This window comes from Serratia sp. CY37869, assembly GCF_052168895.1.
Lineage (GTDB): Bacteria > Pseudomonadota > Gammaproteobacteria > Enterobacterales > Enterobacteriaceae > Serratia > Serratia ureilytica.
In genome coordinates this window covers 538,258-564,844 of sequence record NZ_JBJNLU010000003.1, presented here as the reverse complement: position 1 = coordinate 564,844, position 26,587 = coordinate 538,258, and the positions used below count along the sequence as shown (strand labels likewise).

The 26,587-nt window shown below is 60.8% G+C and carries 23 protein-coding genes; 19 read left to right on the top strand and 4 right to left on the bottom strand.

Annotation, left to right across the window (positions count from 1 at the left end; translation table 11 throughout):
• Nucleotides 1-168: 168 nt before the first annotated feature.
• From csrD to ACJ8J1_RS18205, 10 genes are all read left to right on the top strand, one after another.
• Complete coding sequence (gene csrD / locus ACJ8J1_RS18250) at nt 169-2,103, top strand: RNase E specificity factor CsrD (protein ID WP_033644450.1); 1,935 nt, start codon at nt 169-171, stop codon at nt 2,101-2,103.
• Nucleotides 2,104-2,515: 412 nt separating this feature from the next.
• Nucleotides 2,516-3,559 (top strand): rod shape-determining protein MreB, encoded by a 1,044-nt coding sequence (gene mreB, locus ACJ8J1_RS18245; protein ID WP_003855260.1) that lies wholly within the window; start codon nt 2,516-2,518, stop codon nt 3,557-3,559.
• Between the two features lie 94 nt (nt 3,560-3,653).
• Nucleotides 3,654-4,679, top strand: coding sequence for a rod shape-determining protein MreC (mreC, locus tag ACJ8J1_RS18240; protein WP_033644451.1), 1,026 nt, complete (start codon nt 3,654-3,656; stop codon nt 4,677-4,679).
• Nucleotides 4,676-5,164 carry a rod shape-determining protein MreD gene (gene mreD / locus ACJ8J1_RS18235; RefSeq protein ID WP_004936918.1) on the top strand — a complete coding sequence of 163 codons (489 nt, stop codon included), beginning with the start codon at nt 4,676-4,678 and terminating at the stop codon, nt 5,162-5,164. The genes mreC and mreD overlap by 4 nt, the downstream gene beginning before the upstream one ends.
• 10 nt (nt 5,165-5,174) lie before the next feature.
• Nucleotides 5,175-5,759 carry a Maf family protein gene (locus tag ACJ8J1_RS18230; RefSeq protein WP_033644452.1) on the top strand — a complete coding sequence of 195 codons (585 nt, stop codon included), beginning with the start codon at nt 5,175-5,177 and terminating at the stop codon, nt 5,757-5,759.
• 38 nt (nt 5,760-5,797) lie between these two features.
• Nucleotides 5,798-7,267, top strand: a complete 1,470-nt coding sequence (gene rng / locus ACJ8J1_RS18225) for a ribonuclease G (protein ID WP_033644453.1) — start codon at nt 5,798-5,800, stop codon at nt 7,265-7,267.
• Between the two features lie 88 nt (nt 7,268-7,355).
• Nucleotides 7,356-11,156, top strand: a complete 3,801-nt coding sequence (gene yhdP / locus ACJ8J1_RS18220) for an AsmA2 domain-containing protein YhdP (protein WP_033644454.1) — start codon at nt 7,356-7,358, stop codon at nt 11,154-11,156.
• The gene (gene nit1 / locus ACJ8J1_RS18215) at nt 11,153-12,013 is read left to right on the top strand and encodes a deaminated glutathione amidase (RefSeq protein WP_033644455.1); all 861 of its coding nucleotides are present in this window, start codon (nt 11,153-11,155) and stop codon (nt 12,011-12,013) included. Before yhdP ends, nit1 begins: the two co-directional genes overlap by 4 nt.
• 7 nt (nt 12,014-12,020) lie before the next feature.
• Entirely contained in the window at nt 12,021-13,466 is a 1,446-nt protein-coding gene (gene tldD / locus ACJ8J1_RS18210) for a metalloprotease TldD (RefSeq protein ID WP_033644456.1), read from the top strand.
• Nucleotides 13,467-13,617: 151 nt separating this feature from the next.
• Entirely contained in the window at nt 13,618-14,382 is a 765-nt protein-coding gene (locus ACJ8J1_RS18205; protein ID WP_033644908.1) for a CDP-diacylglycerol diphosphatase, read from the top strand.
• A gap of 60 nt (nt 14,383-14,442) precedes the next feature.
• Here ACJ8J1_RS18205 and ACJ8J1_RS18200 read toward each other — a convergent pair whose 3' ends face one another.
• Together ACJ8J1_RS18200 and uriH are read right to left on the bottom strand one after the other, a co-directional pair.
• On the bottom strand, nt 14,443-16,122 hold the full coding sequence (locus ACJ8J1_RS18200) for a PglL family O-oligosaccharyltransferase (RefSeq protein WP_033644457.1): 1,680 nt from the start codon (nt 16,120-16,122) through the stop codon (nt 14,443-14,445).
• Between the two features lie 693 nt (nt 16,123-16,815).
• Nucleotides 16,816-17,757, bottom strand: coding sequence for a uridine-preferring nucleoside hydrolase UriH (uriH, locus tag ACJ8J1_RS18195; protein WP_069100226.1), 942 nt, complete (start codon nt 17,755-17,757; stop codon nt 16,816-16,818).
• Between the two features lie 207 nt (nt 17,758-17,964).
• Between uriH and ACJ8J1_RS18190 the strand changes: the two genes are divergently transcribed.
• Together ACJ8J1_RS18190 and ACJ8J1_RS18185 are read left to right on the top strand one after the other, a co-directional pair.
• On the top strand, nt 17,965-18,240 hold the full coding sequence (locus tag ACJ8J1_RS18190; protein ID WP_033644459.1) for a zinc ribbon domain-containing protein: 276 nt from the start codon (nt 17,965-17,967) through the stop codon (nt 18,238-18,240).
• Nucleotides 18,237-18,581 carry a hypothetical protein gene (locus ACJ8J1_RS18185; protein ID WP_033644460.1) on the top strand — a complete coding sequence of 115 codons (345 nt, stop codon included), beginning with the start codon at nt 18,237-18,239 and terminating at the stop codon, nt 18,579-18,581. Before ACJ8J1_RS18190 ends, ACJ8J1_RS18185 begins: the two co-directional genes overlap by 4 nt.
• Here ACJ8J1_RS18185 and aaeR read toward each other — a convergent pair.
• Nucleotides 18,572-19,483 carry an HTH-type transcriptional activator AaeR gene (aaeR, locus tag ACJ8J1_RS18180; protein WP_004936950.1) on the bottom strand — a complete coding sequence of 304 codons (912 nt, stop codon included), beginning with the start codon at nt 19,481-19,483 and terminating at the stop codon, nt 18,572-18,574. The genes ACJ8J1_RS18185 and aaeR overlap by 10 nt on opposite strands.
• Before the next feature lie 314 nt (nt 19,484-19,797).
• Between aaeR and aaeX the strand changes: the two genes are divergently transcribed.
• The 5 genes from aaeX to ACJ8J1_RS18155 all read left to right on the top strand — a co-directional run bounded on the left by aaeX (nt 19,798) and on the right by ACJ8J1_RS18155 (nt 23,963).
• Nucleotides 19,798-20,001: a p-hydroxybenzoic acid efflux pump operon protein AaeX gene (gene aaeX, locus ACJ8J1_RS18175; protein WP_004936952.1), complete on the top strand. Its 204-nt coding sequence runs from the start codon at nt 19,798-19,800 to the stop codon at nt 19,999-20,001.
• A gap of 7 nt (nt 20,002-20,008) precedes the next feature.
• A complete protein-coding gene (gene aaeA, locus ACJ8J1_RS18170) occupies nt 20,009-20,944 on the top strand; it encodes a p-hydroxybenzoic acid efflux pump subunit AaeA (RefSeq protein WP_033644462.1) in 936 nt (311 codons plus the stop codon).
• Nucleotides 20,944-22,911, top strand: coding sequence for a p-hydroxybenzoic acid efflux pump subunit AaeB (gene aaeB, locus ACJ8J1_RS18165; protein WP_033644464.1), 1,968 nt, complete (start codon nt 20,944-20,946; stop codon nt 22,909-22,911). The genes aaeA and aaeB overlap by 1 nt, the downstream gene beginning before the upstream one ends.
• Nucleotides 22,912-23,190: 279 nt before the next feature.
• On the top strand, nt 23,191-23,658 hold the full coding sequence (locus ACJ8J1_RS18160; protein WP_033644465.1) for a ribonuclease: 468 nt from the start codon (nt 23,191-23,193) through the stop codon (nt 23,656-23,658).
• Between the two features lie 5 nt (nt 23,659-23,663).
• Complete coding sequence (locus ACJ8J1_RS18155) at nt 23,664-23,963, top strand: barstar family protein (RefSeq protein WP_033644909.1); 300 nt, start codon at nt 23,664-23,666, stop codon at nt 23,961-23,963.
• 30 nt (nt 23,964-23,993) lie between these two features.
• Here the strand turns inward: ACJ8J1_RS18155 and yjgA are convergent, their stop codons facing one another.
• A complete protein-coding gene (gene yjgA, locus ACJ8J1_RS18150) occupies nt 23,994-24,542 on the bottom strand; it encodes a ribosome biogenesis factor YjgA (RefSeq protein ID WP_004936968.1) in 549 nt (182 codons plus the stop codon).
• Nucleotides 24,543-24,721: 179 nt separating this feature from the next.
• On the opposite strand from yjgA, the gene pmbA reads away from it, so the two are divergent.
• Nucleotides 24,722-26,062 (top strand): metalloprotease PmbA, encoded by a 1,341-nt coding sequence (gene pmbA, locus ACJ8J1_RS18145; protein WP_033644467.1) that lies wholly within the window; start codon nt 24,722-24,724, stop codon nt 26,060-26,062.
• A 138-nt stretch (nt 26,063-26,200) separates the two neighbouring features.
• Entirely contained in the window at nt 26,201-26,587 is a 387-nt protein-coding gene (gene cybC / locus ACJ8J1_RS18140) for a cytochrome b562 (protein ID WP_033644470.1), read from the top strand.

The following is a 26,587-nucleotide window of genomic DNA, read 5'->3' as shown; positions in this document are numbered from 1 at the left end:
GCTGAATCACATTTATTTGACTATATGCATAATAAGCGGCCCAAGTCCTGATAAAGGACAAAAACGGCGCTTGCAGGTTTAATTCCTCAGCAAGGCTTGTTAGGGTTGGACGGCCCCTTTTAGCTAAAGGGTGAACACTCACTTAACCATAGCGGACAAGGCACAGGGATGCGATTTACCACCAAACTCTCTGCATTGATCACTCTGTTGGTCGCGCTGGCGATGTTTTTGATGCTGATGGGATGCTCATACAGCTTCTTTTACGTTACCCAGGATCGCCAGGAGCGTCGCTTTGATTCGCTGGTCACGTCTCTCGATCAAGCCATGTTGCGCGAGTCGCCGCGCGATCAGGAGAAATGGTTGCCGATTGTCATGCGCCCGCTCGGCATTGTGTCGATCCGCGTAGAGGCCGGCGCCAGCAAGCTCCTCGACTATAAATTGCCGACGGCGAAAAAAGAGCCCTGGGATGCGCTGAACGGCTATCGTCAGGTCTCGCGCCCGCTGTTGCAGCACCCGGGCAGTACGCTGCAAATCACCTACCTCGATCCCTTCGCCAGCGATGTGCGCACGTTGCAATCCACGGCCGCCGTCACGCTGTCGATCGTCGTTATGGTGGTGATTTTGCTGTTCAGCCTGCGCTGGCTGCGTGAACAGGCCGACGGCGAGGATCGTCTGGAGCGCCGCGCGCGGCGCATTCTGAACGGCGAGCGCGAAAACGTCATGCAGGGCGACGTGCGCGAATGGCCGGCCAACGTCAGCGGGGCGCTCGACCGCCTGCTGGCCGATCTGGCGGAAGCCCGGGAGGAGCGCAGCCGGGTCGATACGCTGATCCGCGCCTTCGCCGCGCAGGACGCCAAAACCGGGCTGAACAATCGCCTGTTCTTCGATAACCAATTGACCACTCAGCTGGAAGAGGAAGGCTCGCACGGCATCGTGATGATGGTGCGGCTGCCCGATTTCGAGACCCTGCGCGACACGCACGGCAGCGTAGCGGTGCAGGAGCTGATGTATTCGCTGGTCAATCTGCTGTCTACCTTCGTGATGCGCTATCCGTCGGCGCTGCTGGCGCGCTATTTTCACAGCGATTTTACCGTCTTGCTGCCGCATCGCACGCTGAAGGAGGCCGACGGCATCGCCTCACAGCTGGTCAACGCCATCGATGCCTTGCCTTCCACGGCGATGATCGACCGTGAGGCCTTCCTGCACATCGGCATCGTGGCGTACCGCAGCGGCCAGACCACGGAGCAGGTGATCGATTACGCGGAGCAGGCGACGCGGCACGCCACGCTGCAGGGCGAAAACGGTTGGTACGTGTACGACAGCCAGGTGCCGGAAAAGGGGCGCGGCAGCGTCAAGTGGCGCACGCTGCTGGAACAGGTGCTGGCGCGCGGCGGCCCGCGGCTGTATCAGAAACCGGCGGTGACCGTGGAAGGCGAGGTGCACCACCGTGAGATCATGAGCCGAATTTATGACGGCGCCCAGGAATTGCTGCCGGCGGAATATATGCCGCTGGTGGAGCAATTGGGGTTGGCGGAGAGTTACGATCGCCAACAGGTGAGCCGCATCATCCCGTTGCTGGCGCAGTGGCCTGAAGAAACGCTGGCGTTCCCGCTGTGCGTGGACTCGATTTTGCAGCGCTCTTTCCAACGCTGGCTGCGCGATACGCTGTTGCAGTGCGAAAAAAGTCAGCGTCGACGAATTCTGATTGAACTTGCGGAGGCAGATGTGTGTCAACATATCGACCGTTTGCGTCCGGTGCTGAGGTTGCTGTCAGGGCTGGGTTGCCGCCTGGCGGTGTCCAAAGCGGGGTTAACCGTGGTCAGTACGTCCTATATCAAGTCGTTGCAGGTGGAGATCGTCAAGCTCCACCCGGGGTTGGTGCGGAGTATCGATAAGCGGGACGAAAATCAGCTGTTCGTGCAGAGCCTGACCGGCGCCTGCGCGGGCACGCGCGCTCAGGTGTTCGCTGCCAGCGTACGTACGCGCAACGAATGGCAGACGCTGAAAGAGCGTGGGATCCATGGCGGGCAGGGCGACTTTTTCGCGTCGCCGGAACCGATCGACGTGGGGCGTAAAAAATATTCACGTCGTTATCGTGTTTAAGCTGATTGACGGACAAAAATTGACGTAGAATGAGGACCGGATCCATCTGGGCCTCGTTACCGTCTTTTTGGAGTTTTTTCCAAACTGCCTGCGACAACAACGCCTATTTGAGATAGGCTCTTGTCTGCCTTTATCTGGTTGACGTTGGTAGGTGCTTACCACCGGCGGCAATCAGGGAATATGTTAGATTTTATGAGCTGTGTTACGCCGTTTCGTGCGTTGACAGGGTGGTAAACTGAGCCTTTGTTCAGGGAATTCAGGCCTCATCCAATTTCCGTGCATTCGAGCAGAAACAATACAGACTATTTTTCACCGAAGTAGAACGTTTTTGCGCCTTGTCGCTGCTTCGTGTGGTTGGTAAAGTAGGCGGATTTTATTTTCCGCCCCCAGCTTGCAGGATTATCCTTTCGTTATGTTTAAGAAATTTCGTGGCATGTTTTCCAACGACTTGTCCATCGACTTGGGTACCGCCAATACCCTGATTTATGTTAAAGGGCAAGGCATCGTACTGAATGAACCTTCGGTGGTTGCCATTCGCCAGGATCGTGCCGGCTCCCCAAAGAGCGTAGCGGCCGTCGGTCATGACGCCAAACAGATGCTGGGCCGCACCCCCGGCAACATCGCGGCTATTCGCCCGATGAAAGACGGCGTGATCGCCGACTTCTTCGTGACCGAAAAAATGCTGCAGCACTTTATCAAACAGGTTCACAGCAACAGCTTTATGCGCCCAAGCCCGCGCGTGCTGGTCTGTGTGCCGGTCGGCGCAACCCAGGTTGAACGCCGCGCTATCCGCGAGTCCGCCCAAGGGGCCGGCGCGCGTGAAGTGTTCCTGATTGAAGAGCCGATGGCGGCGGCGATCGGTGCAGGTTTGCCGGTTTCCGAAGCGACCGGCTCCATGGTGGTGGATATCGGTGGCGGTACCACTGAAGTGGCGGTGATCTCGCTGAACGGCGTGGTGTACTCCTCTTCCGTGCGCATCGGCGGTGACCGTTTCGATGAAGCCATCATCAATTATGTGCGCCGCAACTATGGCTCGCTGATCGGCGAAGCCACCGCAGAGCGCATCAAGCACGAAATCGGTTCTGCCTATCCGGGCGACGAAGTGCGCGAAATCGAAGTGCGCGGCCGTAACCTGGCTGAAGGCGTACCGCGCGGCTTTACCCTGAACTCCAATGAAATCCTCGAAGCCCTGCAAGAGCCGCTGACCGGCATCGTCAGCGCGGTGATGGTTGCGCTGGAGCAGTGCCCGCCAGAATTGGCCTCCGACATTTCCGAACGCGGCATGGTCTTGACCGGCGGCGGCGCGTTGCTGCGCAACCTCGATCGCCTGCTGATGGAAGAAACCGGCATCCCGGTCGTGGTGGCGGAAGATCCGCTGACCTGCGTGGCGCGCGGCGGCGGCAAGGCGTTGGAAATGATCGACATGCACGGCGGCGATTTGTTCAGCGAAGAATAGTCAGCCCCTGGAAGGAGGAATCGTATCGGATGAATGCGCACAGCGAAAATCGGGTACGGTTCCTCTTTCTGTTGTCGAGGAACTCGCATAATTTATGAAGCCGATTTTTAGCAGGGGGCCTTCCCTGCAACTGCGACTTTTTTTGGCGGTGATCGCGGCCATTGGCCTGATCGTTGCCGACAGCCGGCTCGGCACGTTCGTGAAGATACGTAACTACATGGACACCGCAGTCAGCCCTTTCTATTTTCTGGCCAACGGGCCGCGTAAAGTTTTGGACAGCGTGTCGGAAACGCTGGCCACCCGCCAACAGCTGGAGCTGGAAAACCGAGCTCTGCGGCAGGAACTGCTGCTGAAAAACAGCGATATTCTTCTTCTTGGCCAATTCAAGCAGGAAAACGCCCGCTTGCGCGAGCTGCTGGGTTCCCCGCTGCGCCAGGACGAACACAAGATGGTCACCCAGGTGATCTCCACCGGTTCCGATCCGTATAGCGACCAGGTCGTTATCGACAAAGGGTCGGATAACGGCGTCTATGAAGGCCAGCCGGTGATCAGTGACAAGGGCGTAGTTGGCCAGGTCGTGGCGGTGGCGAAGGTGACCAGCCGCGTGCTGCTGATCTGCGATGCCTCGCACGCGTTGCCGATTCAGGTGCTGCGCAACGATATTCGGGTGATCGCCGCAGGCAGCGGCTGCGCCGACGATCTGCAGCTGGAACACCTGCCGAACAATACCGATATCCGCGTTGGCGACGTGCTGGTGACCTCCGGCCTCGGCGGCCGTTTCCCGGAAGGGTATCCGGTGGCGGTAGTCTCTTCGGTCAAGGTCGACAATCAACGCGCTTACACTGTGATTCAGGCACGGCCGACCGCCGGTCTGCAGCGCTTGCGCTACCTGCTGCTGCTGTGGGGCGCCGATCGCAACGGCGACATGCCGTTGCCGCCGGACGAAGTTCACCGCGTGGCCAATGAGCGCCTGATGCAGATGATGCCGCAGGTGTTGCCGCCTGCCGGTTCGGTCGGGCCGCAGCTGCCGGCGCCGGCCACCGGCGTGGCGCCGCAAACCGTCGCTCCGGCGTCTGCCCAGCCTCCAGCCCAGCCTGCCGCGGCGGGAGTGGTGCAATGAACAGTTACCGCAGCCACGGGCGCTGGATCATCTGGCTGTCGTTCCTGGTGGCGTTGGTGCTGCAAATCATGCCGTGGCCGGAACAGATCTACATGTTCCGGCCTTCGTGGCTGGTGCTGATCCTCATTTACTGGGTGATGGCCTTGCCGCACCGCGTCAACGTCGGCACCGGTTTCGTGCTGGGGTTGATCATGGATCTGATCCTCGGCTCCACGCTGGGCGTGCGCGCGCTGGCGCTGGGCATCATCGCCTACCTGGTGGCGTTCAAATTCCAACTGTTCCGCAATATGGCGCTGTGGCAACAGGCGCTGATCGTCGTGCTGCTGTCGCTGTCGATGGACGTGGTGGTGTTCTGGGCTGAGTTTTTAGTGATCAACGTCTCTTTCCGCCCAGAGGTGTTCTGGAGTAGTGTGGTAAACGGCATTTTGTGGCCGTGGTTATTCCTGTTGATGCGCAAAATCCGCCGTCAGTTCGCCGTACAGTAAGGGTATCTCAATGACTTCGCTTTATCTGGCCTCCGGCTCCCCACGTCGACGTGAACTGCTGACCCTGCTGGGCGTATCGTTCGACATCCTGTTGACGCATACCGAAGAGCAGCGCCGGGAAGGCGAAGCCGCAGAAGCCTATGTGCGCCGCCTGGCGCAGGACAAGGCCAAAGCGGGCGTGGCGCTGGCGCAGGAAGATCGGCCGGTGCTGGGCGCCGACACCATCGTGGTGCTCAACGGCCGGGTGCTGGAGAAGCCGCGCGACGAAGCCCATGCGGCACAGATGCTGGCGGCCCTGTCGGGCAAACAGCATCAGGTGATGACGGCGGTGGCGATCGCCGATCGCCAAGACGTGCGTTGCCAGCTGGTGGTGACCGACGTGACGTTCCGCAGCCTGTCGCAACAGGATATCCGCGACTATATTGCTACGGGCGAACCGATGGATAAAGCGGGCGCCTACGGCATTCAAGGAAAGGGTGGTTGTTTCGTCAGAACGATAACCGGGAGTTATCACGCGGTGGTCGGTCTGCCACTGGTCGAAACACATGAGCTGCTCAGTAATTTTGTCGCATTACGTGATGTAAGAACCGGTTGATGGGCGCTGCCATTATCGACCGGCTCTGAGGAGAAGGCATGACAGCTGAGCTACTGGTTAATATCACACCGTCTGAAACGCGGGTCGCCTATATCGATGGCGGCATTCTGCAAGAGATTCATATCGAACGCGAATCCAAACGCGGCATCGTCGGCAATATCTATAAAGGGCGCGTCAGCCGCGTCCTGCCGGGGATGCAGGCGGCGTTCGTCGACATCGGCCTGGACAAGGCCGCCTTCCTGCACGCCTCCGACATCATGCCGCATACCGAATGCGTCGCCGGCGACGAGCGGAAAAACTTCCACGTGCGCGACATCGCCGAGCTGGTGCGCCAGGGGCAAGACCTGATGGTGCAGGTGGTGAAAGATCCGCTCGGCACCAAGGGTGCGCGTCTGACTACCGACATTACGCTGCCTTCGCGCTATCTGGTCTTCATGCCGGGCGCGGCGCACGTCGGCGTGTCGCAGCGCATTGAAAGCGAAGCCGAGCGCGAACGCCTGAAGTCCATCGTTGCGCCGCACTGCGACGAGCTGGGCGGTTTTATCATCCGCACCGCGGCGGAGGGCATCGGCGAGGAGGAGCTGGCGCAGGACGCTGCGTTCCTCAAACGCCTGTGGACCAAGGTGATGGAGCGCAAGAAGCGCAACCAGACCAAATACAAGCTGTACGGCGAGCTGGCGCTGGCGCAGCGCATCCTGCGCGACTTCGCCGGCGCGGCGCTGGATCGCATTCGCGTCGATTCGCGGTTGACGCACGATCTGCTGGTGGATTTTACCGGCGAGTATATCCCGGACATCACCCGCAAGCTGGAGCTGTATACCGGCAGCCAACCGATTTTCGATCTGTACGATGTGGAAAACGAGATCCAGCGCGCGCTGGAGCGCAAGGTGGAGCTGAAGTCCGGCGGTTATCTGATCATCGATCAGACCGAGGCGATGACCACCGTCGACATCAACACCGGCGCCTTCGTCGGCCACCGCAACCTCGATGAAACCATCTTCAATACCAACATCGAGGCGACGCAAGCCATTGCCCGCCAGCTGCGGCTGCGCAACCTGGGCGGCATCATCATTATCGACTTCATCGATATGAACAACGAAGAGCATCGCCGCCGGGTGCTGCACTCGCTGGAGCAGGCGTTGAGTAAAGATCGGGTAAAAACCACGATCAACGGCTTCTCTCAGCTAGGCTTAGTTGAAATGACGCGTAAACGAACGCGTGAAAGCATTGAACATGTGCTCTGTCACGATTGTCCTACTTGCAATGGGCGCGGCACCGTGAAAACGGTGGAAACCGTGTGCTACGAGATCCTGCGCGAAATTGTGCGCGTGCATCACGCCTACGATTCCGATCGCTTCCTGGTGTACGCCTCCGCGGCGGTCGGCGAAGCGCTGAAGAGCGAAGAGTCGCACGCGCTGGCCGAAGTGGAGATTTTCGTCGGCAAACAGGTGAAGGTGCAGATCGAACCGTTGTACAGCCAGGAGCAGTTCGACGTCGTCATGATGTAGCCCGCCCGACATCGGTAGGGGCCCGGCACGCCGGGCCCGTCAGTGCATAGATATTCCCGTTGCCAGGCAGCGGAGCAAGGAGAACTGCGTGAGGCGACTGCCTGGGATTCTGTTAGCAACAGGCGCCACCCTAATTGTGATTGTGGCGCTGCTGATCAGCGGGCTGCGCCTGATGCTGCCGAAGCTGAACGACTACCGCCCGCAACTGCTGGCGCAGGTGGAGAAGCTGTCCGGCGTGCCCGTGCGGATGGATTTCGTGCAGGGCAGCTGGGAAACGTTCGGCCCGCAGCTTGAAATGCGCAACCTGAGCGCTACGCTGCCCAAAAGCGATGTGCATATCGAGCGCGTGACGCTGGCGTTGGACGTGTGGCAGTCGCTGCTGCACTGGCGCTGGCAGTTCCGCGATCTGACCTTCTACCAATTCCGCCTCGACTTGAACGCCACGCTGGGCGGCGACCAGCAGGGCGAAGGCCTTGAGCCGGGCAAGATCAGCGATCTGATGCTGCGCCAGCTCGATCATTTCGATTTGCGCGACAGCCGTATCTCGTTCCTGACGCCCGCCGGCGCGCGCGCCGAATTTGACATTCCCCAGCTGACCTGGCTCAACGGCCGCGATCGCCACCGCGCCGAGGGGCAGATCAGTCTGTCTACGCTGAACGGCCAACACGGCGTGGTGCAGCTGCGCATGGACCTGCGCGATAATCAGGGCCTGCTGGATACCGGCACGGTCTACCTGCAGGCCGATAACATCGACATGAAACCCTGGTTTACCCGCTGGCTGCGCGCCAACACCGGGCTGGAAAGCGCCGACTTCAGCCTGGCGGCCTGGCTGCAGGTGCAGAACGGCCAGATCGCCGGCGGCAATGCGTTGCTCAAGCAGGGGGCGGCCAACTGGGACACCGGCGCCGCGCAGCACCGGCTGGACGTGGATAATCTGGCGCTGTCGCTGCGCCGCCAGGGCACCGGTTGGCAGCTCGACGTGCCGCAACTGCGTTTGAGCACCGACGGCCAGGCCTGGCCGCAGGGCGGGCTTTCCGCGCTGTGGCTGCCGGAAAACACCGAATTCATGGGGCCGGCGCAGAATGAAGAACTGCGTGTGCGCGCGACTGATATTCAGCTGGAGCGTCTGTCGGCGCTGTTGCCGACCTTCTCGTTCCTCAGCCCGGACGTGCTCGACCGCTGGAACGATCTGCAGCCGCAGGGGCAATTGGAAGCGCTGGCGCTGGACATTCCGCTCAAGCAGCCGGAAAAGAGCCGTTTCCAGGCGCTGTGGCGCGATGTCAGCTGGCAGCGTTGGGAACTGCTGCCGGGCGTTAACCACTTCTCCGGGGCGTTGAGCGGCGGGGTGGAGAACGGCCGCCTGACGCTGGGGCTTACCGACAGCACCCTGCCTTACGGCGACATGTTCCGAGCGCCGCTTGAAGTCAGCCGCGCGCGTGGCGCGCTGACCTGGCGTTACAACGATCAGGGCTGGGAACTGGCGAGCCAGGGGCTGGACGTCAAGGCGAAGTCGCTGTGGGTCAACGGCGATTTCCGTTATCAGCAGCCGGCCAAGGGCGATCCGTGGCTGAACATCCTGGCGGGCATCCGCCTGTATGACGGCGCCGACGCCTGGCGCTATTTCCCGGAACCGTTGATGGGCAAGCATCTGGTGGACTACCTGAGCGGCGCCATTCAGGGCGGCCAGGTGGATAACGCCACGCTGATTTATTCCGGCGATCCGCAGCACTTCCCGTATCGCAAAAACGAAGGGCAGTTCGAAGTCTTCGTACCGCTGCGCCATGCCACCTTCCAGTTCCAACCGGGCTGGCCGGCGCTGACCGATTTGGCGATCGATCTCGATTTCGCCAACGAGGGGCTGTGGATGCATGCGCCGCAAACCCGGTTGGGCAAGGTGGCGGGTAAAAATATCAGCGCGGTGATCCCGGATTACCTGAAAGAGCGATTGCTGATCGACGCCGAAGTCGCAGGCGCGGGCAGCGATGTGCATGACTACTTTATGCAGACGCCGTTGCACGATTCGCTGGGGGCGGCACTGGAGCAGCTGCAAATTGGCGGCGATGTCAGTGGGCGCTTACATCTGGATATCCCGCTGGACGGCGAGCAGGTCAAAGCCACCGGTGAAGTGGCGCTGAACAATAATTCGTTGCTGATAAAACCGCTGGAAAGCGAGCTGCAGAAGCTCAGCGGCAAATTCCGTTTCAACAACGGCAATCTGGAGAGCGACACCCTGTCGGCCAACTGGTTCGGGCAACCGGTGGCGGTCAACTTCACTACGCAGGAAGGCGAGCGTGACTACAAGGTCAACGTTGGTCTGAAAGGAGACTGGCAGCCGGGCAAGTTCCCCGGCCTGCCGAAAGAGGCCGCCGATGCGCTCAGCGGCAGCGCGCCCTGGCAGAGCCAGGTGGCCATCACGCTGCCGCACCAAGGTTCGGCCAGCTACGATATCGGTCTCGACGCGGATTTGAAGAAAGTGAGCAGTCACTTACCTTCGCCGCTGGACAAGGCGCCAGGAGAGGCGCTGCCGGTGAACGTCAAGGTCAAAGGCGGTTTGAACGGCTTCATGTTGACCGGTAGCGCGGGCAAACAGAACCGTTTCAACAGTGAATGGAACTTCGATAAAAAACAGGTGAATCTGGCGCGCGCCGCCTGGCAAACCAACGGGGGCGGCACGCCGCCGCTGCCGGCCGGCAAGTCGATGACGCTGAATCTGCCGGCGTTGGACGGTGAGCAGTGGCTGGCGCTGCTCGCGCCGGCGCTGAAACAGGGCGGCGGCAGCGGCCAGGTGGGCGGTTTCAGCTTCCCCACCACCGTGGCGCTGACCACGCCGCAGTTGCTGTTGGGCGGCCAGGCCTGGCATAAGCTGACGCTGTCGGCCGAGAAACAGCTTGGCGCTACCCTCGTGAGCGCCAAGAGCGACGAAGTGGACGGCAGCCTGCGGGTGGCCGATCGCGGGCCGTGGCGCGCCGATATCAATTATCTGTATTACAACCCGCAGTTCGCAGAGACGAAAAGCGCGGCGGGCACGCCGCCGCCGCCGGAGAAAATCAGCTTCCGCGACTGGCCTTCGCTGATGTTGCGCTGCAAGTCGTGTTGGGTGCTGGGGCAGAACCTCGGCAAGGTCGAGGCGGATCTGACTAATCGGGGCGATACTCTGACGCTGGATCACGGCCTGGTCGATACCGGCCAAGGGCGCATGACCGCCACCGGCCTGTGGAAACAAAACGCGCAGGAAGAGCGCAGCTCGCTGAAAGGCAAGCTGCTCGGCGGCAAGATTGATGAAACCGCCGCCTTCTTTGGCATCACCATTCCGCTCAAGGGAGCGCCTTACGACGTGGATTTCGATCTGTACTGGCATGGCACGCCGTGGCAGCCGCGGGTCGATACGCTGAGCGGCGCGTTGCAGGTCAAAATGGGCAAGGGCGAGATCGACAGCATGGGCGGCGGCCGCGCCGGTCAGCTGCTGCGGCTGGTCAGCTTCGACGCTTTGCTGCGCAAGCTGCAGTTCGACTTCAGCGATACCTTCGGCAAAGGCTTCTACTTTGATTCCATCCGCAGTACCGCCTGGCTGAAAGATGGCATAATGCATACTGATAATCTATTGATCGATGGCTTGGCGGCGGATATTGCTATGAGCGGCCAGATCGATTTGGCGCGCCGCCGCATCGATATGGAAGCGGTGGTGGCGCCGGCGATTTCAGCGACCGTCGGCGTGGCCACGGCGTTTGTCGTTAACCCGATCGTCGGCGCGGCGGTGTTCGCCGCCTCGCAGGTGCTGGGGCCGCTGTGGAGCAAGATTTCGCTGATTCGCTACCATATCGGCGGCGATCTCGACCAGCCGAAGATCAATGAGGTACAGCGTAAGTCAAAGGAGGATAAGGCGTCATGAGGAATGCTAACGTTGCGTTGTTGCAGTTGTGCAGTGGCGATCAGGTGCGCGATAACCTGGCCCAGATTGAACAGCAGATTAAGCAGCTCAATGCCGGGGTAAAACTGGTCATGACGCCGGAGAACGCGCTGCTGTTCGCCAACTCCGCAGCCTACCGCCAACAGGCGGAAAAACAGGGCGATGGCCCGCTGCAGAATGCGGTGCGCGAACTGGCGCGCCGCTATGGCGTGTGGTTGCTGGTGGGCTCGATGCCGCTCGTCAGCCGTGAGAACCCGGAGCTTATCACCACCAGCAGCCTGTTGTTCGACGAGCAGGGCGAGATCCGCGCCCGCTACGACAAGCTGCACATGTTCGATGTGGACATCAACGACGCGCACGGCCATTACCGCGAGTCGGATACCTACCAGCATGGGCAGCACCTGACGGTGGTGGATACGCCGGTCGGGCGTTTGGGCATGACCATATGCTACGATCTGCGCTTCCCCGCGCTGTTCCAGGCGCTGCGGGCGCAGGGCGCCGAACTGATTTCGGTGCCGGCGGCCTTTACGCGGGTAACCGGCGAGGCGCATTGGGAAATCCTGCTGCGTGCCCGAGCGATCGAGAACCAGTGCATGATCCTGGCGCCGGCGCAGGTGGGGCGCCACGGGCCGACCCGTCGCACCTGGGGCCACACGCTGGCCGTCGACGGCTGGGGCAAGGTACTGGCCGAGAACCCGGACGCCGTGGCGGCACTGAAGGTGCGCGTGGACGCCGCAAGCCTGAAAAATATTCGTGCGCAGATGCCGGTGCTGCAGCACAACCGATTCCAGACGTCGCTGACGGCGCCGTCTGACAAGTTATCCTCCAATCAAGAGTGAAACCATTATGAGTCTGACGTTTGTCAGTGAGCAGTTACTCGCTACCAACAAGCTGAGTCATCAAGACCTGTACTCGGTACTGGGTCAACTGGCAGAACGCCGTATCGACTACGCCGATCTCTATTTTCAGTCCAGCTATCACGAAGCCTGGGTGATCGAGGACGGCATCATCAAGGATGGCTCTTACAATATCGACCAGGGCGTCGGCGTGCGCGCCGTCAGCGGTGAGAAGACCGGGTTCGCCTATGCCGATCAGATCACTCTGAATGCGCTGCAGCAGAGCGCCCAGGCGGCGCGCAGCATCGTGCGCGAGCAGGGCGACGGGCGGGCGCATACCCTGGGCGAAATCGGTTATCGAGCGCTGTACCCGCTGCTCGATCCGCTGCAAAGCCTGCCGCGCGAAGAGAAAATCGCCCTGTTGCACCGCGTCGACAAGGTGGCGCGCGCCGCCGATGCGCGGGTGCAGGAAGTGAACGCCAGCATCACCGGCGTTTACGAGCAGGTGTTGGTGGCCGCCACCGACGGCACGCTGGCGGCGGACGTTCGCCCGCTGGTGCGCCTTTCCGTCAGCGTGCTGGTGGAGCAGGACGGCAAGCGTGAGCGCGGCTCCAGCGGCGGCGGCGGCCGTTTCGGCTATGACTACTTCCTGGAAACCGTCGACGGCGACGTGCGCGCCGACGCTTACGCTAAAGAAGCGGTGCGCATGGCGCTGGTCAACCTCGGCGCGGTAGCGGCGCCGGCCGGCAATATGCCGGTGGTGTTGGGTGCCGGCTGGCCGGGCGTGCTGCTGCACGAAGCGGTGGGCCATGGCCTGGAAGGCGACTTCAACCGGCGCGGCACCTCGGTGTTCAGCGGCCATATGGGCGAGCTGGTGGCGTCTGAGCTGTGTACCGTGGTGGACGACGGCACCCTGCAAGGGCGCCGCGGTTCGCTGGCGATCGACGACGAAGGCGTGCCGGGCCAGTACAACGTGCTGATCGAAAACGGCGTGCTGAAAGGCTACATGCAGGACAAGCTCAACGCGCGCCTGATGGGCGTCGCGCCGACCGGCAACGGCCGCCGCGAGTCCTACGCGCATCTGCCGATGCCGCGCATGACCAATACCTACATGCTGGCGGGTAAATCGACGCCGGAAGAGATCATCGCCAGTGTTGAGTACGGCCTGTACGCGCCGAACTTTGGCGGCGGCCAGGTGGATATCACCTCCGGCAAGTTCGTGTTCTCCACCACCGAAGCCTATCTGATCGAGAAGGGCCGCATCACTAAACCGGTGAAGGGGGCGACGCTGATCGGCTCCGGCATCGAGGCTATGCAGCAGATCTCGATGGTCGGCAACGATCTGGCGCTCGATAAAGGCGTGGGCGTGTGCGGCAAAGAAGGCCAGAGCGTGCCGGTGGGCGTCGGCCAACCGACGCTGAAACTGGACACGCTCACCGTCGGCGGCACGGCGTAATTTTTCCTCCAGGGGCCACGCGTTGGCCCCTCAATCATGCTCCATTTTGCGGCCTTTCTCGCATTCGTAACGCTAAGCGCGGCAGGACGCCGTAGCCTGCACGATATAATGGAATAAAATTGACGTGGCGAAAAAACAGAGCAATACGATGATGACGCGTCTGGCTATACCCGCCCGGCGTTGGCTGCTGGCGCTGGGCGTCCTGTCCCTGACGGGCTGCGCCCGCTCCGATGCGCTGTGGGGCGTAGTCGATAAGCTTTGCATGGCCAATTATCAGCAAAAGCGCGATCCGGCGCCCTGTGAGCAGATTTATATGCCGCAGGGGAAGGCCCAGGGCTTCAGCGTGCTGCAAAATCCGCGTTACCCCTATCATTTTATTCTGGTTCCGACGGCGCCGCTCTCCGGCATCGAAAGCCCGCAGCTGTTGGCCGGGGAACGGACGGACTATTTTGGCTATGCCTGGCTGATGCGTTATCGGCTGGCCGCCGAATATGGCGGGCCGGTGCCGGATGATATGTTGGGCATGGCGATCAACTCCGCATACGGCCGCAGCCAAAACCAATTGCATATTCACCTGACCTGTCTGCGTGAGGACGTGCGGCGTCAATTGCAGGCGGAACGCCCCTACATACAGGAACAATGGCGGCCCTTGCCGGATAAGCTGTTGCGCCACACCTACTACGCGCGCCGCGTGATGCAGCCAACCGCGATGGGCGTTTACCCGATTAAGGATCTGGCGGATTATTTCCATCTGTCGCCGCCGCAGATGGCGGAATATGGCGTGGCGTTAGTGCCCACTACGTTTGGCGGCCAACGGGGGTTTATTTTGCTGGCCTCGAAGCGCGGCTGGGACGTCGGCAATCGCGCTTCGGTAGAGTCGCTGCTGGATAAAGAGTGCGCGATTTTGCCGCGTTAATTTTGCTACATAAAATGACGCAGGTGAGAGCGGCGAGGCATCGCTCTCACCTCGTTGTCCCTACCTGAACCGCGCATCCCGCGCAAACAGAAAAGCGGCTTCCCGCTGGCGAGCATCGGCTTGTGCCTGATCCCCCTGATAGCGCAAGATCATGATCAGCGTGGCGTAGACGTTGGCGTCGATGCGGTGCTGCAGATAGGCATTGGCCCACTGCCGATAGCCGGTCAACAGGGCATCATCGCGCGTTTGGTTATAGACCAGCAGCGCGTGAGATTGCTCGTCGAAGGTTTTGCGCTCCCGGTAGATCCAGGCGGCCGGCGGCGGCATCTGCTCGATGCTGTCGATGTTGGCCAGCATAGTGCGCTCCGACTGAGTGAGCGCCATGCGCCCTTGCCAGGCGAAGGCCGCCATCACCAGCACGCCGAGCGCCGCAAGCGCCACCGGCAGGCTCAGGGCTTTGGCGAACGGCAGCGGGCGGGGCTCGCCGGTTTGGCCGTCCAGCAGCGCCAGCAGCAGCAGAAACGCCAGCCAGTGCGGCGCAGACAGATAGAAAGGGTATTCCAGCTGAGTGTGTATCAGCATCGGCAGCAGCACCAGGAACAGGCCGACGCGCGCACCGTTCTGCTGTTCTCGATCCCGTTGCCAGGCGCTTTTCAGCAGCCGTACGCCGGCGGCAAGGACGATAGCGATACCTGCCAGCGCCGTCAGGCCGCCCTCGACCCACCACAGCAGGATTTCATTGTGCGGATGCCCGGCGACTTCCAGCACTTCTCTCCAGGGCATTTCCTGCAGGCGAAAGTGCGCGAAGCTGTATTCAAAGCCGCCGTAGCCCCAGCCCAGCAGCGGCTTGGCCAGGATCATGGCGCCGACGTCGTGCAGCATGGTCAGGCGCGCGCTGTTGGAAAGCTCCCGTCCGATCAGGCCAGCGCGGCCATCCAGACCGAAACCGGTGAACAGCACCGTCAGACCGATCGCGGCGCCCAGCAGCAGCGCGCCGCCGGCCCAGCGGCTTGCGGCCGGGCGTTGGTGGGCAAAGCACCACAGCAGCAGCGCCGCCGCCAATGCGGCCCCCAACCAGGCGGCGCGCGACTGGATCAGCACCAGCAGGGCGGAGAAAGCGGCCAGCAGCGCGAGCAGCGGGATTTGCCGCCGCGTCGGCGCAGAGTAGGGAGCCAGCAGCAGCCAGAGCGCCAAAGCCAGCCCGGTGGCGATAAAGCTGCCCAGCACGTTCGGCTGCTGAAAGACGCCGTAGACCCGGCCGCCGTTAGGGGATACCCAGGCCAGCGAGGGGGCGAACAGCTGTAAAGCCGCCAACAACGCCTGAATGCCGACGGCAAACAACAGGCCGAACAGCAGCAGCTCGCGCTGCCGGGCGGTGACGCGCAGCTGCAGGCAGGCGACATAGAACAACCAACCGCCGAGCAGGCCGGCGCAGCGCCACAGGGCGTCTTCGCGCCATTCGGGGCGGGTATACAGCAACGGCAGCGCCAGCAAGGCGATGCCGAGCAGCAACAGGCGTGCGGTGGGCGTGAGCGAAAGGCGGATGCGACCCAGGCAAACGGTAAACGTCACGATCAGCGTAGTAAGCGCCATGACGCCCCAGGCCAGAATGTTTTGCGGCAGCGCCAGACCGTCGCCGCCCATGTTGGGGTAATAAATCGGCAGGACCGCCGCCATCCAGATCAGCAGCAGGGGCAGCACGGCGATGGTCGCTGCGTTAGCGGGAGATTTATCGGCCATGGTTAACCTGCCAAGGCCTGATAGCGTTTATTAAATGCATGCTTTGATTATTCCCTATCCTTTATCCTGGTGTTGAAATGCGTGTAATGTTGAAATCGAAAATGTCTCACGGGAAATTTAAACCGTCTTTATGGTAAAGCGATAAATAATGTTTGCCCTGAGAATGCGCGAGGCTGTTTGCCCAAAGAAAGGTTAAGCCGTATTTTTCACTCGCAAAAGGCATTTTTGTTGTTTGCAAAAACAGACACGCTATTTTCTCAAATCTATTGTGATTCAGTCAATTTTTAATCTTAATATTATTTTTATTAATTAAAATCAATGTTTTGTCTGTGGTTATCGCGTGTGTGGATATCGAGGGACATCCCGGCAATGGTCTATATTGGCAGGCAGTGTGAAGAATAAAAGAGGTATCTGCTTGTTTAATTGATGCCGTCAGTGGCGGCGTGAGGGCGGAGATTTGCTTCATCGTTTCCCATTGCTGGTTTTTAAATTCAATGTGATTTTCATGGTTTTAATTTTATTAAGATTCTTCCTTTCTTTATCTGTTTTTTTAAATTTTCATGAAATAATTTATTATTAGGATTGTTCTGTTGCATTGGAAATAAAAGCGGTTATGGCTTGAGCCTCCCGTTGCCGCGGCAGAATACAGACTAACGCGCCTGCCCAAGCGCGTTAATCTCGTCTCTTGTGCGCTTACTCCACGTCGCCGATCCGCTCCAGCGCATCCACCACCAGATCCCAGAATTTATCCTGATCCAGTTTGACCGCGACCTGGGTGTGGCAGTCCGGCGGCGGCGGCGCGCGGAAGTCCGCGACCGTCATGCCCAACGTCAGGGTGCCGGTCAGCTCGATATCCACCGGCACTTTGCGCACCGACATAACGCTCGGATCGATCACATAGGCCACTGCGCAAGGATCGTGCACCGGCGGGGCGCTGAAGCCCTGCGCCTGCTGATACATATGGCCAAAGAATGCCAGCAGTTCGCCGACGAAGGCGGCCGGCCGGGTGCCGAGGGCGGCGATGCGTTCGCAGACTGCCGGCGTGGCCAGCGCCTGGTGGGTGAGATCCAGCCCGACCATGGTCAGCGGCCATTTTTCATTGAACACGATGTGCGCCGCCTCGGGATCGATTTTGATATTGAACTCCGCCACCGCGCTCCAGTTGCCCACATGATAGCCGCCGCCCATCAGCACCACTTCCTTGACCCGCTCGGCAATGCGCGGCTCTTTACGCACCGCCATGGCGATATTGGTCAGGCCGCCGGTCGGCACCAGCGTCACGCTGCCGGGCGGGTGGGCCATCACGGTATCGATGATCAGATCCACCGCGTGGCGCGAGTCCAGCTGCAGGTGAGGCTCCGGCAGCACCGGGCCATCGAGGCCGGAGTCGCCGTGAATGTCGGGTGCCACTTCGATATTGCGCACCAGCGGGCGCGGGCAGCCGGCGGCGAAGGGCACGCCGGTGATATTGGCGATGCGTGCCACCGCGAGGGCGTTGCGCGTCACTTTGTCCAGCGTTTGGTTACCCACCACGGTGGTGACCGCCAGCAGGTCGATCTGCGGATTGCCCCAGGCCAGCAGCAGGGCGATGGCGTCGTCATGCCCCGGGTCACAGTCCAGTATGATTTTTTTCATGGTTATTCCTGATGCAGGGAGAGGTGCCCGCAGCATAACGCAGCGCAGCGGCGTGGGATAATGCCGATGATGCTTTTGTTAACGGCATCAAAGCCTTGCCATTATTACGATGTAATGAAACGTAAATCCTCATCGCCGGGCTTTACCCTGGAGTTTACTCCAGGGTTTACAGTGAGCTTCAGCGTGAATGCACAGAGGAGAGGCGGGATGAGCTTACTGAAAAGGTTGTTGGGGCAAGGCGGTATTAACGGCGGTCATCGGCGCGCGGGCCACGGCGGTGGCCACCATGGCAACCGCTATAGCCAGCATGGCGAACAGGGGCCGCAGTGCCCGGAATGCCGGGCCGTGAATAAGCCGGGCGCGCGTTATTGTCACCGCTGCGGCCAGCCGTTTGCTGCGGTGAGCGCCACCTGCGGACAGTGCGCCGCGCCGTTGCCGCCGGGCAGCCGCTTTTGTCCGCAGTGCGGCGGCGGTGTGCCGTGAATCGGGGCGGCTGGACGGTCGCGCTGCTGCTCGGCGCCATGGCGCTGTGGACGTTGCTGGCCTGGGGCGTATCCGGCCTGCTGACCTGGCTGCCGACGTTGGCGGAGGCGGCCGGAAACGCAACGTTGCCGGTGAACGGTGCGCTGAGCCTGGTGCCGCAGACGGTGTTGGACACTTGGCTGCCGTGGCTGAAACAGCTGGGCAGCGGGCTGGCGAGCTATTTTCCTCTGCTACTGGCCTGGGCGGGCTACGCCGTCTGGCTGCTGTGGGGCATCGGCATGTTGGCGCTGATGCTGCTGGCCGCGCTGGCGCGCCGCTATTTAAGCGCTGCTCAGCGATAACCCTGATAGACCGCCGCTACGCGTTCGAAATAGTCGGTTAAATAGTTGATGCACACCTGTACCTTCAGCGGCAGTTTGTCCTTCTCGGTATAGAGCGCGTAGATCGGCCGCGGATCCGAATGGTAGCTTTTGAACAGGATCTCGATCTCGCCGCGTTTGATCTCTTCGATCACCCACATCAGCGGGGCGTAGGCGATGCCGGCGCCGTTTTTCAGCCAACGGATCATGGTGGAGGAGTCGTTGGTGACGAAGCGCCCCTGCGGGGAAATGCGCGTGGTGATGCCTTCCGGCGACATCAGTTCGAATTCGCTGTCGGGCCGCACGCTGTACTCCAGCCAGGAAAAGTTGACCATGTCGCTCGGCTTCTGCGGCGTGCCGTGCTGGCTCAGGTAGCTTTTGGCGGCGCACACCACCATCGGCATCTGCCCCAGGCGGCGCGAGAACAGACTCGAGTCTTGCAGCGCGCCGGTGCGGATCACCAGATCCAGACCGTCGGTGATCAGATCCGGCGCCGGTATACCGGTCACCAGGTTGACCGTCAGACCCGGGTACTCTTTCATCATCTCGGCGGTCATGTTCGCCAGCACGTTTTGCGCCATGGTGGACGAGCTGCCGATGCGCAGCGTGCCGGCGGGCGTATTGTTAAACGCGTACAGCTGCTCATGCACTTCGCTGACTTCCTGCAGCATGCGTCGGCAGCCCTGATAGTAAATCTTGCCGGCCTCGGTCAGGCCGATGCTGCGCGTGCTGCGGTTCAACAGCTTGACCTGCAGCTCATTTTCCAGTTTCGAGACGGTTTGGCTGATCGATGAAACGCTCATGTCGAGTTGGCGCGCGGCCGCGGTAAACGACCCGAACTCAACCACTTTGGCGAATACCGACATGCGTTTTAATCTTTCCATTATTCACTCTGGCTTAAAAGTGATTTAGATCACAGATTGTTGATGCCTTGATAGTAAGCAGGCTAATATAACGTGGTCGGGTGAATAGACCTCACCAACGTGCGAGAGCGAGCGGCGACGTCATCCTGCCGCTCCTCCGGCACCCTCGCAATCCCTGTCGTGGATGTCTGCCCCAAAGTTTAACCTTTTTTCGGGTTCGTGACCTGGACAAGCTGCCTGGTCAAGATTTGTGGCGCGCGCACGCTAAAATGTAAAGAGAATGTGAATGGCGAGACCTGTCTTTCCCCGGCGCAGTGAACAATAAGGAAAAAGTGATGAGTTTGCTTCCGGTTATGGTCATCTTCGGACTGTCGTTTCCGCCGGTGTTTTTCGAGCTGTTGGTGTCGCTGGCGCTGTTTTTTCTCTTGCGCCGCCTGCTGCAGCCGACGGGGATTTACGATTTTGTCTGGCATCCGGCGCTGTTTAATACCGCGCTGTATTGCTGCTTGTTTTATCTGATTTCGTGTCTTTTTGTTTGAGGTCGCTGTGAAAAATTTTTCGATAAAAATAACCCGAATCGCGATCACTTTGATTCTTGTGCTGCTGGGCATTGCCGCGGTATTCAAGGCCTGGGTGTTCTACACCGAGTCGCCGTGGACGCGTGACGCCAAGTTTACCGCCGACGTGGTGGCGATCGCGCCGGACGTCAGCGGCCTGCTGACCGACGTGCCGGTGGTGGACAACCAACTGGTCAAGAAAGGCCAGGTGCTGTTCGTGGTCGATCGGCCGCGTTATGAGCAGGCCTTGGCGGAAGCCGGCGCCGACGTCGCCTACTATCAGACGCTGGCGGCGGAAAAACGGCGTGAGGCCGGCCGCCGCGTGAAGTTGGGCGTGCAGGCGATGTCGCAGGAAGAGATTGACCAGTCGAACAACTCGCTGCAGACCGTGCAGCACCAGCTGGCGAAGGCCATTGCGGCTCGCGAGCTGGCGCAGTTGGATCTGGAGCGCACCACGGTGCGCGCCCCGGCCGATGGCTGGATCACCAACCTCAACGTACACGCCGGTGAATACATCACCCGCGGGTCGGTCGCGGTGGCGCTGGTGAAGAAAGATTCCTTCTACATCCTGGCGTACCTGGAAGAGACCAAGCTGAACGGCCTGAATAAGGGCGATCGCGCGGAGATTACCCCGCTCGGCAGCAACCGCATCATGCACGGCACCGTCGATAGCGTGGCGGCGGCGGTGAACAACAGCAGCAGCACGGTGAACAACAAAGGGTTGGCCTCGATCGACAGCAACCTGGAGTGGGTGCGCCTGGCGCAGCGCGTGCCGGTGAAGATCCTGCTGGACGCCAAGGACCAACAGCATCCGTACCCGGCCGGCACCACCGCCACCGTGGTGATCGTCGGTAAGAACGATCGCAATGCCGACAGCGGCTCGCCTTTTGTGCGCCTGATGCACCGGCTGCGTGAGTTCGGCTAATGAGCAGCCCAACCTTTATCCGGCTGAGATTTGCCTTCAAACTCAGCTTCGCGATTGTGTTTGCGCTGTTCGTCGGCTTCCATCTCAATCTGGAAACCCCGCGCTGGTCGGCGATGACCGCCGCCATCGTCGCCGCCGGCCCGGCCTTTGCCGCCGGCGGTGAACCCTTCTCCGGCGCCATTCGCCATCGCGGCTGGCTGCGCATCATCGGCACCTTTATCGGCTGCTTCGTCGGCCTGCTCATCATCATCACCACCGCCCGCGCGCCGGTAGTGATGCTGATGCTGTGCTGCATGTGGGCCGGTTTCTGCACCTGGCTCTCTTCGCTTATCAAGGTGGAGAACTCCTACGCCTGGGGGCTGGCCGGCTATACCGCGCTGATCATCATCGTGACGGTCGCCACCAGCGAGGCCCACCTGCTGGAAGCGCCGCAGTTCGCCATCGAGCGTTGCAGCGAGATCGTGCTGGGGATCGTCAGCGCCGTGTTGGCCGATCTGCTGTTTTCGCCGCGTTCGATCAAGCAGGACATCGATCGGGCGGTGGATAAGCTGCTGGTGGATCAATACCGCCTGATGCAGATGTGCATCAGCCATGCCGATAAAGAGGACATCGACCGCGCCTGGAGCAATCTGGTGAAGAGCACCACGGCGCTGGACGGCATGCGCAACAACCTGATGATGGAATCCTCGCGCTGGCAGAAGGTCAACCGACGGGTGAAAGCGCTGCATACCCTGTCGCTGACGCTGATCACCCAGGCCTGTGAAACCTATCTGATCTTGTTGAATCACCCGCAGGCGCTGAAAGAAAGTTTGCGGGAACAGCTGATGGTTCCGGCGGAGACCCCGCAGGAGATCCACAAGCGCATGAAGCTGTTGCGTCAGGTGCTGACCACGCATCGCTCCGAGGAAACGCTGCCGACCATCACCGGCTGGGTCGGCGCGGCGACGCGCTACCTGCTGCTGTCGAAAGGCGTGCACACCAACTGCAGCATCAGCGCGGTGGAAGAGGGCGTCTTGAGCAATGAAACCGTGGTCAAGCCGACCTCGGCGGAAGGGCATCACGCGATGATCAACGGTCTGCGCACCTTTGTGGCGACGGCCTTCGGCTGCCTGCTGTGGCTGTGGACCGGCTGGACGTCCGGCAGCGGTTTTATGGTGATCATTGCGGTGATCACCTCGCTGGCGATGCGCACCCCGGCGCCGCGCATGGTGGCGATGGATTTCGTGCTGGGCATGCTGGCGGCAATCCCGGTCGGTTCTCTGTTCTTCATGGTGATCCTGCCGGCGACCCAGCAGAGCATTTTGCTGCTGTGTCTCAGCCTTGGCCTGCTGGCGTTTTTCATCGGCATCGAGGTGCAGAAGCGGCGGCTCGGTTCGCTGGGGCTGTTGGCGGGGACCATCAACATTCTGGTGCTGAGCAACCCGATGGAGTTCAACGTGACCCAGTTTCTTGACGGGGCGCTGGGCCAGTTCCTCGGCAGCTGCGTCGGGCTGATGGTGCTGCTGCTGATCCGCGATAATTCGCGCGAACGCACCGGCCGCACGTTGCTCAACCAGTTCGTCAGCAGCGCGGTGTCGGCGCTGACCACCAAGGCGGCGCGCCGTCGGCAAAACCACCTGCCCGCGCTGTATCAGCAGCTTAACCAGCTGCTGATGATGTTCCCGAACGACATTGCCAAGTATCGTCTGGCGCTGAACCTGATCATCGCCCACCAGCGCATGCAGCGAGCGGAAATTCCGGCCAGCGAAGAGCTGTCGGCCTTCCACCGCCAGATCCGCAGCACCGCCGATCGGGTGGTCTCCGCCAAGAACGACGTCAAGCGCGCCTATTACTACGATCGCTTGCTGGGCGAAATGAACGAGTACCAACAGAAGCTGGTCGACAATCAGGCGCCGCTCAGCGTCACTGGGCCGGTGAAACGCCTGGCCGACATGCTGCACCGCTACCGCCACGCCTTGATCGATTGATGCGTTCCCTCCTGTTGCGCCGCGCTGTGCGGCGCCTTCCCTGACTATACTGTAAGCAGTCGTTGTTCGGCGGGCCGTCTCAGAGCAGGCGGCTCGTTTTCAGAGAGACTCCGAGTGCCAGAACGGCTGGAAAGTGGCATCATTGACATGAATGGATGAAACCCACACCGCCGCGAAAACGCAACGTGTCGGTCATCTTAGTTTCATCCAGGTCGGCTATATACCTAACTAGCCTGGGGGAGCTGCGGCGCCTCCGGCGGCATAATTTCAGGGAATGTCATGAACAAGCGGATTCTGTTGGCGATTGTCATCGCCGTGGTCATCGCCGTCTTCAGCGCGTTGCGCGGCAACGAGCACCGTGCGATTGGCGGCAATGCGGCGGTGGTGCAAGCGCCGGCGGGGCAGCAACAGAGCATCGATCGGCTCACGCAGCAGCAAACGGTGGTGAGTTACCTGCAGCAGCATCAGCGGCTGCCGGATTATTACATCACCAAGAAGCAGGCGCGCGAGCAGGGCTGGGACCCGCGTTCAGGCAACCTCTGTTCGGTATTGCCGGGCAAGGCGATTGGCGGCGATCGATTTTCTAACCGTGAAGGGCAACTGCCGAGCGCCGGCGGCCGGGTCTGGCGTGAAGCGGACATCAATTACCAGTGTGGCCGGCGCGGCGCCGATCGCCTGCTGTATTCGAGCGACGGTCTGATCTTCGTCTCGCGTGACCATTACAAAAACTTCATTCGTGTGGAGTGAGTTTGATGGCAAAAGTAGAGTTTGATTTTGAGCAGATCCAGGATGTGCCGGCCTTCTACCGCGATTTCGCGCATAAGTTTGCGCTGGACGAGGGGTTTGGCGCCAACCTCGACGCGCTGTGGGACGTAGTGACCGGTGATATCGGTCTGCCGGTGGAAATCGAGTTCACCCACCTCAATGCCCGCAGCAAACGTCGTTTTGGCGCGATCATTCTGCTGTTTGAAGAAGCGGAAGAAGAGCTGGAAGGCAGCCTGCGTTTCAATATCCGCGAAAGCAGCGGCGAACCGGCGCATCACCGGGGATGAAACGGGTTCATCCCGGGATGGCGGCGGCGCTTAGTCAGCCGCTTCGGCCAGCTCGCGCAGGTATTGGAAGATCTGGCGGTAAGCCTTAGGCGGCTTGTTGGCGGCCTTCTCTTTCTGCGCATTGCGCACCAGTGAACGCAGCTGTTGACGGTCGGCGGCCGGATACAGATCCAGGATCGACGGAATGACGTCATCGCCTTCTTCCACCAGGCGGTCGCGCAGCGCTTCCAGCTTATGGAACAGCGAAACCTGCTGGTTGTGGCGGTTTTTCAGCTTGTCGAGTGCAGTCTGGATCGGCTCGATATCGCGGGCGCGCAGCATCTTGCCGATCAGCTGCAGCTGACGGCGACGGCCTTCTTTCTTGATCTTCTGCGCCAGCTCGATGGCGGCGCGCAAATCTTCGTCCAACGGAATGCGATCCAGCGCGTTTTTGCCCAGATCGACCATTTCGGCCCCCAGGTCTTTCAGCGCTTCGGCATCACGTTTAATTTCACTTTTACTGACCCAGATAATCTCGTCATCGTCCTCGTTTTCATTCTCCGGGACATCGTCGAGCCAGTCTTCAGGCTGTTTGTTCATGGTAGGCTCCGTTAAAAAGAGGCTAATCCTAACAGGTTGCCGGCTTTATGCGAAATTCAACGCGGTTCCTGTTAGACTCAACGGCAGAGATCTCAGGATTTTTGCGCGCCGCCCCGCGTGCACAACTACGCCGCTCCGGCACTTTTCTCAACGATTTTCTGATTAATTATGGCAGATTGATGAAAGTAGTCACTCAAGTTGCAGAACAGCGCAAGGCGCTGGAACAGGCCGTTTCTCAGGCTCTGGAGCTGGCATGCGCCGGTTCCGACGCGGCGGAAGTCGCGGTCACCAAATCGACCGGTATCAGCGTCAGCACCCGCTTCGGCGAGGTGGAAAACGTCGAGTTCAACAGCGATGGCGCGCTGGGCATCACCGTGTATCACCGTCAGCGCAAAGGCAGCGCCTCTTCCACCGATCTCAGCCCGGATGCCATCGCCCGCACCGTACAGGCGGCGCTGGACATCGCGCGTTACACCTCTGAAGATCCCTGCGCCGGCCCGGCGGAGAAAGATTTGTTGGCGTTTGAGGCGCCGGATCTCGATCTGTTCCACCCGACCGAGCTGGACGCCGAGCGCGGCATCGAGCTGGCGGCGCGCGCCGAGCAGGCTTCGCTGGCGGCGGACAAACGCATTACCAACACCGAAGGCGGCAGCTTCAACAGCCACTACGGCATCAAGGTGTTCGGCAACAGCCACGGCATGCTGCAAAGCTACTGTTCCAGCCGTCACTCGCTGTCCAGCTGCGTCATTGCGGAGCAGGACGGTGACATGGAGCGGGATTACGCTTACACCATCGGCCGTGCGATGGGCGATCTGCACAGCCCCGAGTGGGTGGGGCAGGAGTGCGCCCGCCGCACGCTGGCGCGTCTCGCGCCGCGTAAACTGTCGACCATGAAGGCGCCGGTGCTGTTCGCCTCCGAAGTGGCCACCGGGCTGTTCGGCCATCTGGTGGGGGCCATCAGCGGCAGCAGCGTCTACCGCAAATCCACTTTCCTGCTGGACGCGCTCGGCAAGCAGATCCTGCCGTCGTGGCTGACCGTCGAGGAACACCCGCATCTGCTGAAAGGGCTGGCGTCAACGCCGTTCGACAGCGAGGGCGTGCGCACCCAACGGCGCGATATCGTCAAGGATGGCGTGCTGCAAACCTGGCTGATGACCAGCTACTCGGCGCGCAAGCTGGGCCTGCACAGCACCGGCCATGCCGGCGGCATCCATAACTGGCGCATTGCCGGGCAGGGCGCAGACTTCGCCGGCATGCTGAAACAGCTTGGCACCGGCCTGGTGGTCACCGAATTGATGGGCCAGGGCGTCAGCGGCGTCACCGGCGATTATTCTCGCGGCGCCGCCGGTTTTTGGGTGGAAAATGGCGAGATCCAGTATCCGGTCAGCGAGATCACCATCGCCGGCAACCTGAAAGACATGCTGCGCAACATCGTCAGCGTCGGCAGCGATATCGAAACCCGCAGCAATATCCAGTGCGGTTCGGTGCTGCTGCCGGAAATGAAGATCGCCGGCCAGTGATCCTCTGTGCGGTCGGCGCCCGCCGGCCGCGCGTTATCCCGCCTCAACCTTGCTTACAAATCTCCGGTTTCGATTTTGCCCGGCCTTGCCTATGGTAGCGGTGGGTTAACTAAAACAATAACTGGAAGGTGAGCAAACATGCAGAATACCCTGAAAGCGCTGGCGGCGTTGACGCTGCTGGCGGCCAGTTCGCTGGCGGCCGCCGCCGATCTGGGCGACGATATGGACACCCTGGCGGAAAACTACAAAACGGTGCTGAATACCGACTCCGCCGCCACCCTCAAACAGAGCCTGCAGAACATGCGCGCCGCCGCGCAGGATGCCAAGCAGGGTACTCCGCCGAAACTGGAGAGCAAAGCCGCCGACAGCCCGGAGATGAAAGATTTCCGCAGCGGGTTGGATACCCTGATCGGCCAGATCGATCAGGCGCTGGCGCTGGCCAATCAGGGCAAAGTCGCCGAAGCCAAGCAGCTGGCGCAGGGCTTCAAGCAGACCCGCGACGCCAACCACAAGAAATTCCGCTAA